Source organism: Apibacter sp. B3706, assembly GCF_011082725.1.
GTDB lineage: Bacteria > Bacteroidota > Bacteroidia > Flavobacteriales > Weeksellaceae > Apibacter.
Genome location: NZ_CP049715.1, coordinates 527034 through 541264 on the forward strand (window position 1 = coordinate 527034; position 14231 = coordinate 541264).

Sequence of the window (14231 nt, forward strand, 5' to 3'; positions counted from 1 at the left end):
AATAAGCCACTTTAGAACATAATACTCAAATTAAGCTGGGATCTGTTATTTTAATATTCTGATAATTTGCCATAAATTTTAATTTTTTAATAATTACATTTTTTCGACTAGTGAGTTATATCATATATAAGAGAAAAAAATATGTAGATTTATATTGTTAGATTTGTATATACAAAAAAAAGAAATTAATTTATTTTAAATTATGGAAAACTTAATAAAATCACTAGAGAAACATGGGATTTCAGGTATTAAAGAAATTGTTCACAATCCAACCTATGAACAACTATATCAAGCGGAAATGGATCCTAAAAATGAGGGGTATGAAAAAGGAGAATTAACTACTTCAGGAGCCGTAGCCGTTAAAACAGGAGTTTTCACCGGACGTTCGCCAAAAGACCGATATATTGTAAAAGATTCAGTAACTGAAAATACTATATGGTGGGATGGTAAAATTAATGTACCAACAACTCCACAAACTTTCGATAATCTAAAAGGTTTAGTAGCTAAACAACTATCTAATAAAAAATTGTACGTGGTTGATACTTTTTGTGGAACCAATAAAGATACAAGAATGAAAGTAAGATTTGTTATGGAAGTAGCATGGCAGGCACATTTTGTTACCAATATGTTTATACGTCCATCTCAATACGAACTTGAACACTATGGAGAACCGGATTTCTTTATTATGAACGGATCTAAGGTTACCAATCCAAACTGGAAAGAACAAGGGCTGAATTCAGAAAACTTTGTTATGTTTAATCTTACCCAAAAAGTTCAAATTATTGGAGGAACATGGTATGGAGGAGAAATGAAAAAAGGTATGTTCTCCATGATGAATTACTATTTACCTTTAAAAGGAATGGCCTCTATGCACTGTTCAGCAAATGTTGGAGAAGCCGGAGATGTAGCCATTTACTTTGGTTTATCAGGTACAGGAAAAACTACTCTATCTGCTGATCCGAAGCGTTATCTAATTGGTGATGATGAACACGGATGGGATGATAACGGAGTATTTAACTACGAAGGAGGTTGCTATGCAAAAGTAATTGACCTTTCCGAGGAAAAAGAACCGGATATTTGGAGAGCTATCAGAAGAGATGCTTTATTAGAAAATGTTGTTGTAAAATCAAATGGAGAAGTAGATTTTAAAGATAAATCTATTACAGAAAACACCCGTGTTTCTTATCCTATTTACTATATCAATAAAATTGTTCTTCCATCTAAAGCCGGACATGCTAAAAAAATAATTTATTTGTCAGCAGATGCTTTTGGAGTATTGCCTCCGGTTTCCATTTTAGATGAAGAACAAGCACAATATCACTTCCTATGTGGATATACTTCCAAATTAGCAGGAACTGAAAGAGGAATAACAGAACCTCTACCATCTTTCTCACCGGCTTTTGGTGAAGCTTTTCTTTCATTACACCCAACCATGTATTCAAAAACATTGGTTTCTAAAATGAAAAAACATGGAGCTAAAGCGTATTTAGTAAATACCGGATGGAACGGAACAGGAAAACGTATATCTTTAAAAGATACTCGTGCTATTGTAGATGCTATAATTGATGGATCTATTGAGAAAGCAGCTACTAACAAAATCCCATATTTAAATCTAACTTTCCCTACTAAAGTGCCAAACGTTTCCGATATATTAGACCCAAGAACTACCTATTCTAATGTATCAGAATGGGAAACAAAAGCTAAAGACTTAGCAGCTAAATATATTGCAAACTTTAAGCAATATACGGATACTGAAGAAGGTAAAAAATTAGTAGCAGCAGGACCGAAATTATAAATAACAAACATAATCACATTTTTAAATTCTCTGATTAGTTAAAATCAGAGAATTTTTTTTGAATTAAAAACTGTTAACACTATAAATTGAAAAACTTTGAAATTTGATTTACCTTCAAAATCATTATATAGAAATTTAATGAATAATTCCTAACTTTGACTTCGTATGAAAGATTTATTTGCAGATTTAAACGAAGTTCAAAAACAGGCAGTTAGTACAACAGAAGGCCCCTTAATGATAATAGCAGGTGCAGGTTCAGGAAAGACCAGGGTTTTAACTTACAGGATTGCCCATTTAATAGATAAAGGAGTAGATTCCTTTAATATTCTTGCGCTTACCTTTACGAATAAAGCAGCACGAGAAATGAAAGAAAGAATAGCTGCATTAATTGAAGGAACTGAAGCTAAAAATTTATGGATGGGAACATTTCATTCCGTTTTTGCTAGAATTTTACGTGCAGAAGCAAATAAATTAGGGTTTCCTTCTAATTTTACTATTTATGATCAACAAGATTGTCTTAATGTTATAAAAAAAATAATAAATGAACTACAGCTTGATACTGATATATATAAACCCAAACAGGTTTTAGGACGCATATCAAGTTACAAAAATAATTTAATCACGGTTCGTGCATATTTTAATAATCCGGAATTAATTGAAGCAGATACTGCCGCTATGCGACCAAAAATTGGTCACATATATCAAGCCTATGTAGATCGTTGTTTCAAATCGGGAGCAATGGATTTTGATGACCTTTTGCTTCGAACCAATGAATTGCTTACCCGTTTTCCGGAATCCTTGGCCAAATACCAAGACCGTTTTCGCTATATTATGGTGGATGAGTATCAAGATACGAATCATTCTCAATATTTAATTGTAAAAGCACTTGCATCCAGATTTGAAAATATATGTGTGGTAGGAGATGATGCGCAATCTATATATGCATTTAGGGGAGCAAATATTAGAAATATTCTAAATTTCAAAAAAGATTATCCGGATGCCAAAATAATTCCTCTGGAACAAAATTATCGATCCACCCAAATTATTGTGGAAGCAGCGAATGAGGTGATTGCCAAAAACAGGGATCAACTTGAAAAAAATGTATGGACGCAAAATCCTTCAGGAGATAAAATTCCTGTTTATAGAGCTCTCTCGGATGCGGATGAGGCAAATTATGTAGCATCAGAGATATTTTCATTGAAAATGTCTCAACAGAAAAAAAATAAAAATTTTGCCGTACTTTATCGCACCAATGCCCAATCAAGAGCTATAGAAGAAGCCTTACGAAAGAAAAATATATCTTATAAAGTATTTGGAGGACTTTCTTTTTATCAAAGAAAAGAAATTAAGGATCTCTTGGCTTATTTAAGAATATTAGTGAATCCAAAAGATCAGGAAGCACTATTAAGAATTATAAATTATCCTGCCAGAGGTATAGGAGATACAACTGTAAACAAGCTAATTGTAGGAGCAGATCAACAGCAAAAGTCTTTGGATGAAATTCTGGAACAGATTGAGTTTTTAGGAAATTCTTTAGGATTAAATAAACCAACCATTGATAAATTAGTCAACTTTTGGACTATGATTAAAAGTTTTCAGGTTTTACTGAAGACAGAAGACGTATATGAAGTTGCCATGAAAGTTGCCGTTACCTCAGGAATTCTAAAAACATTAAAAGAAGACGACACACCTGAAGGAATTTCACGAGTAGAAAATATACAAGAATTATTAAACAGTTTACAAGGTTTTGTAGATGAACAAAGACAGTTGGATGAAGGGGATTCTAGTTTGAATTTTTTCCTGGAAAATATAGCTTTGGCGTCAGATTTAGATTCAGGTGAAGAAGACGATGATAAAGTTTCATTAATGACGATCCATTTAGCCAAAGGGTTGGAATTTCCGGTGGTTTTTATAGTTGGTTTAGAAGAAAATTTATTTCCTTCACAAATGTCATTAAATACTCGTCAGGAATTAGAAGAAGAAAGAAGATTATTTTATGTAGCATTAACCAGAGCTGAAGAAAAAGCCTATTTTACATACGCTACTACACGTTTCAGATGGGGTAAAATAGTGGATGGAGAGCCGAGTAGATTTTTGGAGGAAATCAGCGAAAAGCATTTGGAAGTCTTGAATATCAGTTTTACGAATTCGATAAGAAATAATTCGGGATTGAACTCGGATATCTTTGCCGATGATTTTGCACCTAGATATCCCAAAGGACCCAATCCTGTTTATCAGAAGTCGAAAGATCCGATTAAATCACCTCAAAACTTAAAGCCCATATCTAATGCAAAATTAGCAAATCCGGTAGGTGGTTCGATTGCCAATTTAAAAATAGGAGATCATGTCTTGCATGACCGTTTCGGAAAAGGTACAGTAGTATCTATTGAAGGGGATCCCGAAAATGCTAAAGCACTTATAAATTTTGAAAATGAGGGAGATAAAAAATTATTGTTAAAATTTGCTAAACTCAAAGTTTTAGAATAAATAACTATTTTCAAAAATATATTTAATCTTTTTGCACAAAAAATTCAAACCCCATAAAGACAGAAAAATTAATAATAAAATGTAATAAAGAAAACGGTTGATAAAACCGTTTTTTTTGTTTAATCGTTTTAAATTATTTCCATTCTATTAAAAGCTTCAGATTTCAATCAAAATATCTATGAATGTTGACTTATCTAATTTTAAAACCTAATATCTAAATTATTCACATTACCTATTCTTATGTCTTTATAAAATATTAAAAATGAATTATCTAGTATAAAAGAGGATATGATTTTAAAAATTATTTTTTTGCTTTTTAAAGGAAATTAAAAAATTCATTTATTTAAACGTTAAAATTTTATATTACTAACAAAAATCATATAATTTTTATTAATTACTATAATATTGTTTTTTATAATTAAAATCGATATAATATATATTATATATATTTTAATATGTTAATTATACTGTTAATTTTTTTTTATATACATAATGTTAAATTTTAAAAGTAAAAATAATATTGGATAATAATTTGTAATTTGGCATAGTAATAGCTATATTGCATGTAAATATTATAATATGAGGAATATTTATACTATATTAAAATCAATCAATTGATTTGATGTAAAGGTTTATTAAACACTCAAAAAAAACTTTATTAACACTTAAAGAGCAATTCAAATGAGCAACGAGAAGTTGACTACTACTGCTGGAAATCCGATAGCTAATAATCAAAAATCATTGACGGCAGGCATAAGAGGTCCGGTTTTAATACAAGACTATCAACTAATTGAAAAATTAGCCAATCAAAATAGAGAACGTATACCGGAACGAGTAGTTCACGCTAAAGGTTGGGGGGCTTTCGGGACCTTTACGGTGACTCATGACATTACCCGCTACACACGGGCAAAAATCTTTTCAGAAATCGGGAAAAAGACCAGGATGTTGGCACGTTTTTCTGTAGTTGCAGGTGAATCAGGAGCATCAGACTTAGATAGGGATGTTAGAGGTTTCGCACTGAAATTTTATACAGAAGAAGGAAATTGGGATATGGTTGGAAATAATACACCGGTATTCTTTATTAGAGACGGTTATAAATTCCCTGATTTTATACACACACAAAAAAGACACCCTAAAACAAATTTAAGATCAAGTGAAGCCATGTGGGACTTCTGGTCATTGACTCCGGAAAGCTTACATCAAGTTACCATATTGATGTCAGACCGAGGTATACCTAAAAGCCCGATGCATATGCATGGATTTAGTTCACATACTTTTTCGTTTTGGAATAATAATGGAGAACGTTTTTGGTTTAAACTTCATTTCAAAACTCAACAAGAGATACAAAACTTAACCAATCAAGAAGCACAAGATATCACCGGTAAAACCAGAGAATATTATCAAGAACAATTGTTTGGGGCAATCGAAAAAGGAGACTTTCCCAGATGGACCGTATATGCTCAAATCATGCCGGAAGAAGATGCCTTAAAAACTCCTTATAATCCTTTTGATTTAACTAAAGTATGGCCTCATTCAGACTATCCGTTAATTGAAATTGGAGTTATGGAATTAAATGAAAATCCGAGCAATTATTTTCAATACATTGAAAATGCGGCATTTTCACCATCTAATATAGTTCCCGGTATATCCTTTTCACCGGACAAAGTTTTACAAGCCAGAATTTTCTCTTATGCTGATGCGCACCGTTATAGATTAGGAACTCATTATGAGTTTTTACCTGCAAATCATCCCTTATCAGAGAATAATCCCTATTATAAAGACGGACAAATGCGTTTTTTTGAAAATTTAAACGAAAATCCGGATGCCTATTATGAGCCAAATTCTAAAAATGGACCGGTTGAAGATCGCTCGTTTCAAGAACCGCCTTATAAAATCCATGGAGATATAAATCGTTTCGAAGAAAATGATACTTATGGTGATTTTAAGCAACCCGGAGACTTATTTAGATTATTTACGGAAGAAGAAAAACAGAGGCTTTTTAATAATATCAAAGATGCTATGCAAGGAGTATCCAGAGAAATAATTGAGAGACAATTGAAATTATTTGATCAAGCAGATCCTGAATACGGAAATGGTGTTAGAAAAGCACTTGGAATTTAAAAAAATACACTAAAAATTAATATTCACTAATAAACTTTTACTCTGCCGAAATACTATTCGGCAGATTTTCTTTAATATTTTTTATATGGGAAATCCAGAAGTATTATTTCAAGCAATAAGAGATAACAATTTAGATCTTGTAACTGAAATTTTGAAAAAAGATTTATCTCTATTAACTTATAAAGACAGACGCGGTTATAATCCTTTACTTTTAGCAACTTATTATGGTCATGAGGAAATCGTTGATTATTTATTGGAATTTGATTCTAGGGTAGATGAAAAAGATGCTTCGGGTAATACCGCATTAATGGGAGTATGTTTTAAAGGGTTTGATACCATTGCTGATAAATTAATAAATGCAGGTGCAAACGTTAATGAAACTAATTATAGCGGAGCTACTGCATTAATATATGCTGCTTCATTTAATCGGCCTTCTATAGTAAAATTATTATTAGAAAGTGGGGCAGATCCATCGATCGCAGACCTAAGAGGAAATACTCCGGCCATTCATGCAAAAATTCAAGGTTTAAAAGAAATATCCGCTTTATTGGAAAAGATATATTAACTTTATAGATTCAATATATTTATTTTTACTTGTATATCGTTATAATTAATTTATGACGATATGCACTTGTTCATAGAGTTTACAGATAAAAATACAATATATAAAATGAGATGTTAAAGTTAGTCGGAAGATAAAGATGGAAGAAAAATTAATTAAGATTTTAAATAATAGAGAAGAGCGTAATTTTTTACTGAGTTTGCTAAAATACGGTAGGAAAAATTTTGATAACTCTATTGATTTTATAGACTATATTACCAACTTATTACATACTAATGATTCCATAAAAGAAAAATTTATCGGGCGTCTTATTCCTTTATTCAGGAATATATACATGCAGAAATTTTTAACGGATTTTGGAATATTTACTAATGATAAACTGATATCATTATTTTTCAGACAAATAGGTAATAAAATTTTACCTCAAATTTCTGATGACCAAACGCTGCTCTCATTAGCTAATGAAGTTCTTTATTCTAATGTAAACCATAATTTCATGAAATTGATTCCGCTGGACCGATGGGAAAAATTTTATGAAGTTTTATTTAATGATGATGTAATTATTTGTAATAGGGGATATGTAATTAAACAAATCAGAGAAGGGGCTCTCATATTAATTGACAGGGTTATAGGAGGAGCTGCAGATACAGAAGTTTTTAAAATGAGTTACATAAGGAATATTGAAGAAAACCCATTTCAAAAATTAACCAGCAGTCTTATAAAGATATTACAAGATCATGAAATTATAAATCAAGAAAAAATAGATACTTTATCCGATCAAATCAAATTATGTAAAATTTACTTAGATAATATCATTGATCAAAAAGAAAGTAAAGGTATATCTTTACCGATTACGATTAAAGTAACCTGTTTAAGACAACAATTGGATCGTATACTTATACTTTTAAATGCTCTCTATCTACTGGATAATAAATCTTTATCCCTTGCAATGGCTAACATTACTAAAAAATTATTGGGTATATACTCAACAAAAAGTAGTGTTACAAACTCATTTCAAAGTACACTTTATGTAGTTGCTTCTTTAGTAACATGGCACAATAGACAAGCGGGAAAAAAATACATAACCAATACATCAAAAGAGTACATCCAAATGCTTTATTCTGCAATGGGAGGAGGTTTTTTGGTGGCTATTTTATGTTTTATAAAAGCTCAAATAGGTATGCGTACTTATACGCCTTTTATCCAAGCCTTATTGTACAGTCTAAATTATTCCTGGGGATTTGTTTCTATATACCTAATTCATTGGACCTTAGCAACCAAACAACCCGCCATGACAGCGGCTACATTGGCTCATGCTTTAAATCAAGATGAAAAATCTGCCAATGATTATACAGAGTTTGGATTGTTATTTTCAAGAATATTCAGAAGCCAGTTTATCGCTTTTATAGGTAATGTTTTTGCAGCTTTTGTTGTTGGCGTAGGATTATATTACTTTTTGTCCTATTTTACAGGAATTCAGCTATTGAACTTGCATAAAGCAACCGATTTTAGAGATGAAGTGGTTCACCTTGATTTTAAAATTTTTTGGTTTGCTTCCATTGCAGGTCTATTTTTGTTTATATCCGGCTTAATATCAGGAATCACAGAAAATTATACCCGCTATCACAATATACCGGAAAGGCTTTATAATCATCCTTTACTAAAACGTTTTGTCAAAGAAAAAAGAAGAAGGAGCTGGGCCAATTGGTATAATAAAAAAATAGGAGGTATCTCGGGAAATGTTTTTTTAGGTTTTTGTTTGGGGAGCGCATTTCTGATCGGTAACTTTTTAGGCGTACCTTTCGATATTCGCCATATTACATTTTCAGGAGGTAATTATGCAATGGCCTTATCGTTTTTTAACTTTGATATTTCATGTGGAGACTTTATTTTAGGATTTGTAGGAATTTTCGGAATAGGATTATTTAATTTTCTGGTAAGCTTTTCGTTATCATTATGGGTTGCTATGAAATCCGTTAATGTCCCGACTAAAGAAATGGGAAAAATACTTTATTCAGCATTAAAATTATTTATAAAAAATCCGGCTCGTTTTTTCTTACCAATAGAATAAAAAAAACAACTTTCAGTGATCTTCTGAAAGTTGTTTTTAAATCCATTATCTCTTAAGATTTATTTTATAATACTTATTTTCTTGGAAATTTTTTTACCGTCATCTAATTGAAAATGTATAAAATATATTCCCGGTTGTGAAATATAAAAGCTATCACTAGTCAATCCGTTAATAGTTTTAGATTGAATAATCTGTCCCAAATTAGTAAAAATGGTAATTTGTGTAGTATTTGAAGGAAAATCACAAGTAAATTTATATTTAGCCGGATTAGGATATATTTTTACGCTTTTTTTATTTAAATCATTATTTTCATCAATAATTTTTTCTGAAAGAGCACGATAAGCATTGATTCTTCCATATCCGTAATATTTATCCCAACCGGGGGTATCCTCTAAAGGATTTCCCATTTGATCGTCAGCTGTTTTTTCAATAATAGCTTTAATATCGGCGGGAGTTCTGCGTGAATCTTGAGCCAAAAGTAGAGAAGCTAATCCCACAACATGAGGAGTAGCCTGTGAAGTGCCACTTAAGCAATTATTTAGATTAAATATTGAATTATCATATATACTGCAAATAACATCTCCGGGAGCTACAACAGAAATATGATTTCCATAATTACTTCCGGTATTCGATGTGCGAAAAAAAGGATTAGAACGGTTAGATTCAGCATTTATAGCTCCAACCGCAATAACACCGGGATAGGCTGCGGGATAATTCTCCTGAATGCTATTTTCATTTCCCATAGCTGCTACTACGACCACATTATTTTTTATGGCTTTTTCAATTGCCGTACTCATTAATTGGGAATAATTTCTACTACCCAATGACAAATTAATTACTCTGGCGCCATTATCAACGGCGTAATGTATTGCATTGGCAATAGCAGTTGTATACCCGGAACCGTCGTTATCCAAAGTTTTTAGAATCATTAGCTTACAATACCAATCAATTCCGGCAAATCCCATACCATCATTAGCATTTGCTGCGATAATACCTGCAATATTGGTTGCATGGTCATTGGTGGAAGATAAGTCGTTGGGGTTTTGATTCTCGATAAAATTTTTACCTATATTAGACCAGAATCGGTTTTTAAGTTCCGGATGATTTATATTTAATCCTGTATCAATTATTGCCACAATTATAGAATCACTCCCTTTTTCAATTTCCCAGGCTTTTTCCATATTTATATCCGCTCCTATTTTGGAAGGATAATTATTTATAGCGGTTGAAATCGATCCGTCATTATGCAATCCCCATTGATATTTATAAAACGGATCATTTGGGTGAACAGTTGTAGATTGAACTTGAGTAGTATAAATATAGTCCGGTTCGGCGTATTCAATTTCTCCGGTTTTATAATATTCTTCAATAATTTTTTTTAAATCAGAATGTTCCGGGAATTCTACGGTGTAAATGGTATTATGGTCTTTTTCGCTCAGTACGATTTTCTCTGCTTTACTCGACGAAAATAATCTATTTATGCCGGATACTTTATTCGCGCGATTCAATTCTCCATGAGAACTATCTTTCAGCTTAACAATAATTTTGTTACCTGTTTGAGCATTTATAAAAAGTAGAGAAAAAAGGTAAAAAAGAACAGCATATTTTTTTTTCATACGGAGTGAATTTTAATTTTTACTTTATATTTTGAGAAATCTCTATTATTACTTGAGTTGCTTTAATCATAGATTCTAAAGGTACAAATTCATAAGGTCCGTGAAAATTAAGACCTCCGGCAAATATATTCGGACAAGGCAATCCCATATAGGAAAGTTTCGAACCATCTGTGCCTCCTCTGATTGCTTTAATATTAGGGGTAACTCCAACCTTTTCCATTGCGGTTTTTGCAATGTCAATGATGTACATTTTATCTTCAATTTTTTCCTTCATATTGAAATATTGATCTTCAATTTCAATTTTAAAAGTTCCTTCGCCGTATTTGGAGTTAAGTTTCGTACTAACATCCTTCATAAAGGCTTTTCTTGATTTATATTTTTTAAAGTCATGATCTCGAATGATATATTGCAATTGAGCTTTTTCAACGTTACCGGTAATTTTTGTCAAATGATAAAATCCTTCATAGCCATCGGTGTTTGCCGGTGTTTCATCTGAAGGCATGGCATTTGCAAATTCAACAGCCAGTAAGCCCGCGTTAATCATTTTTCCTTTTGCAGATCCGGGATGAACACTTTTACCGATAATTGATATGACAGCTCCTCCGGCATTAAAATTTTCAAATTCCAGCTCGCCAACTTCACCGCCATCTACAGTATACGCCCATTTAGCACCAAATTTTTTTACATCGAACAAATCGGCACCTTTTCCAACTTCTTCATCGGGAGTAAATCCAATGGCTATTCTTCCATGTTTAATTTCGGGATTCTGTAATAAATATTCCGCAGCGGTTACTATTTCTGCAATTCCGGCTTTATCGTCAGCTCCTAGTAAGGTTGTTCCATCGGTAGTTATTAAAGTTTCTCCCATGTGATCTTTAAGCTCAGGAAATTCAGTAACTTTTAATGTAAAACCGGTGGCTTCATTTAAAAGTAAATCATTACCATCATAATTCTTCCAAATTTTAGGTTTTACGTTTTCTCCTGAAAAATCAGGTGAAGTATCATAATGAGATATAAATCCCACGGTTGGTATTTCTTGAGAACTGTTTGAAGGAATAAAACCCATAACATAACCGTTTTCATCAATGGAAACATTTTCCAATCCTATGGATTTTAATTCATTGAAAATGTAGTTGGCTATATTCCATTGTCTTTCAGTACTAGGTATTTTTTCTATACCTGCTTCGCTGGTAGAATGAAAGCTAACATATTTTAAAAAACGATTAAGAAGTTTATCTTCCCATTGTGAGGTTAAATTTGTTGACATTATTTAATAGATAGTGATAATTTCATCAAATTTATAAAAAAATATATTTGTTATTAAAAGATTTAATAAATGATATAGATGAACACTTAAACTTTTTATTGAGTCTAATGGAATTTAATCATTTAATTAGTTATATTTTTAATTAAAATCTTTGGATTTTAATTTGAATGAAAACCCATATTCCCTAAAATTTAGTATAAAATATAAAAAATAATATAAATACTCACGTTGTAAATAATTTTCCTTTAATGAAGTAAATATATTTTTTTAAGAAATATTATTCAGAAAATGACCGAAGAAATCCTTTTTAGTTTTTAAATATTCTAAATTTTCTTTTTCCGGATTAATTTCAAGAGGGATTCTATGGATTAATTTAATCGAACTATCTTTTATAAACGATATCTTTTCCGGATTATTAGTTAATAAATTTACAGATTGGATACCCAAGTCCTCCAAAATTTCCACGGCAATTTTAAAATCTCTTGCATCGGCTGGAAATCCTAATTCAATATTAGCTTCAGCAGTATTGAGACCTTTATCTTGAAGATTGTATGCTTTGAGTTTGTTGATAATTCCGATATTTCTACCTTCTTGTCTTAAATAAAGGAGAACCCCTCCATTTTCATGAATATATTTCATGGCCGCATCTAATTGCTTTCCACAATCACATCGTTTCGAATGAAATAAGTCCCCTGTAATGCATTCAGAATGTATACGAATATTTACGGTTTTACTTAAATCCGTATTTTTACTGATCATTGCCAGATGAGGCATCCAATCGTTTTCATTTTCCGAATATGCTATTATTTCGAATTCTCCCCATTCGGTGGGTAAATTAGCTTCCGCTTGTCTTTTCATCTTCATTATTTACAAATAGCAAAATTAATACAATTATTGATATGTGAAATTGGCAGTATTCATTAACTTTATTTAGGATAAATCTAAATGAGTAACTATATAGCAATCAATTTTTAACCTAAAAGCAGTATCTTTGTAAGTACAAATAAATTAATTTATGACAAAAATTTTAATTGTTGAAGATGAGGGAACTATACGAAGAGTTTTAAAAAACATACTGCTTGATGAAAATAAAAAATTTGAGATTGATGAAGCTAAAGATGGATTGGAAGCTAAGCAATTAATTGACAAGAATGAATATGACCTCGTAATTTGTGATATCAAAATGCCAAAGATGGACGGTGAGGAATTATTATGTCAGGTCATGAAAGAAAAACCTTTATTGCCCTTTATTATGATTTCGGGACACGGTACTATTGAAATTGCAGTTGATTGTATTAAAAAAGGGGCTTTTGATTATATTTCCAAACCCCCGGATTTAGGCAGGTTATTAAGTGCAGTAAGAAACGCATTGGATAAGAAAAATTTGATCACTGAAAACCAAAAGCTATTTTCTCAGAATAAAATACTAAAGAAGAAAGTAAGCAAGAAGTATGAAATGATCGGAAATTCTAAAAAGCTAAACGAAATTAAAGAAATAATTGATAAAATAGCTGCAAAAGATGCCAAGGTATTAATTACCGGTCCCAATGGTACAGGTAAAGAATTGGTAGCTCATTCCATACATGAAAAAAGTGATCGAGCCGCAATGACTATCGTCGAAGTAAATTGCGCAGCTATCCCTTCTGAATTAATTGAAAGCGAGCTTTTCGGTCATATGAAAGGATCTTTTACGGGAGCAGTAAAAGATAAGCAAGGTAAATTTGAATTAGCTGACAAAGGAACCTTGTTTTTGGATGAAATAGGTGATATGAGTTTATCAGCTCAGGCAAAAGTTTTAAGAGCTTTACAAGAGGGAAAAGTTAGCAGAGTCGGTAGTGATAATGAAATTTCTGTAGATGTTCGTGTAATTGCTGCAACGAACAAAAATTTAAAAGAAGAAATTAAACAAGGAAGATTCAGAGAAGATTTATATCATAGATTGTCTGTTATTGAACTAAAAGTTCCGGCATTGAAAGACAGAATTGAAGACATCCCTCTGTTAATTGAACATTTTTCAGGAATTATTGCAGAAGAACAGGGTTCTAAAGTTAAAAAGTTTGATAAAGAAGCTATTGAATTATTAAAAACTTTTGAATGGACCGGAAATATCCGTGAATTAAGGAATGTTGTGGAGAGATTAATTATTTTGGGAGGAGATACAATCACTAAACAAGATGTTATAAATTTTTGTTAATACTAATCAAGCTAAAAATACTTTTATTTTATAAAATCTATAATTTTATTTTCTTTTACTAATTTTAAATTGTATAATATAAATTAATATATATTCATATAAATATATTTAATAGGGC

General features: G+C 31.4%; 9 protein-coding genes. 6 read left to right on the top strand and 3 right to left on the bottom strand.

Annotated elements, in window-relative coordinates; translation table 11 throughout:
• The first annotated feature begins 202 nt into the window (after positions 1-202).
• The 5 genes from pckA (at position 203) to G8C41_RS02365 (ending at position 9036) form a co-directional block, all read left to right on the top strand.
• Positions 203-1795, top strand: coding sequence for a phosphoenolpyruvate carboxykinase (ATP) (pckA, locus tag G8C41_RS02345; RefSeq protein ID WP_166005985.1), 1593 nt, complete (start codon positions 203-205; stop codon positions 1793-1795).
• 165 nt (positions 1796-1960) lie between these two features.
• The gene (locus tag G8C41_RS02350) at positions 1961-4282 is read left to right on the top strand and encodes an ATP-dependent helicase (RefSeq protein ID WP_166005986.1); all 2322 of its coding nucleotides are present in this window, start codon (positions 1961-1963) and stop codon (positions 4280-4282) included.
• A gap of 681 nt (positions 4283-4963) precedes the next feature.
• Positions 4964-6403, top strand: coding sequence for a catalase (locus G8C41_RS02355; protein ID WP_160566763.1), 1440 nt, complete (start codon positions 4964-4966; stop codon positions 6401-6403).
• An 85-nt stretch (positions 6404-6488) separates the two neighbouring features.
• Complete coding sequence (locus G8C41_RS02360; RefSeq protein WP_105297932.1) at positions 6489-6968, top strand: ankyrin repeat domain-containing protein; 480 nt, start codon at positions 6489-6491, stop codon at positions 6966-6968.
• 136 nt (positions 6969-7104) lie between these two features.
• Entirely contained in the window at positions 7105-9036 is a 1932-nt protein-coding gene (locus G8C41_RS02365) for a site-specific recombinase (RefSeq protein ID WP_166005987.1), read from the top strand.
• Positions 9037-9095: 59 nt separating this feature from the next.
• Here G8C41_RS02365 and G8C41_RS02370 read toward each other — a convergent pair whose 3' ends face one another.
• The 3 genes from G8C41_RS02370 to ribA form a co-directional block, all read right to left on the bottom strand.
• Positions 9096-10652 carry a S8 family serine peptidase gene (locus G8C41_RS02370; RefSeq protein ID WP_166005988.1) on the bottom strand — a complete coding sequence of 519 codons (1557 nt, stop codon included), beginning with the start codon at positions 10650-10652 and terminating at the stop codon, positions 9096-9098.
• Positions 10653-10671: 19 nt separating this feature from the next.
• Positions 10672-11919: a peptidase T gene (gene pepT / locus G8C41_RS02375; RefSeq protein WP_166005989.1), complete on the bottom strand. Its 1248-nt coding sequence runs from the start codon at positions 11917-11919 to the stop codon at positions 10672-10674.
• Positions 11920-12186: 267 nt separating this feature from the next.
• Entirely contained in the window at positions 12187-12777 is a 591-nt protein-coding gene (gene ribA / locus G8C41_RS02380; RefSeq protein ID WP_160542033.1) for a GTP cyclohydrolase II, read from the bottom strand.
• Between the two features lie 157 nt (positions 12778-12934).
• On the opposite strand from ribA, the gene G8C41_RS02385 reads away from it, so the two are divergent.
• Positions 12935-14113, top strand: a complete 1179-nt coding sequence (locus tag G8C41_RS02385) for a sigma-54-dependent transcriptional regulator (RefSeq protein WP_166005990.1) — start codon at positions 12935-12937, stop codon at positions 14111-14113.
• The last annotated feature ends 118 nt before the right edge of the window (positions 14114-14231 follow it).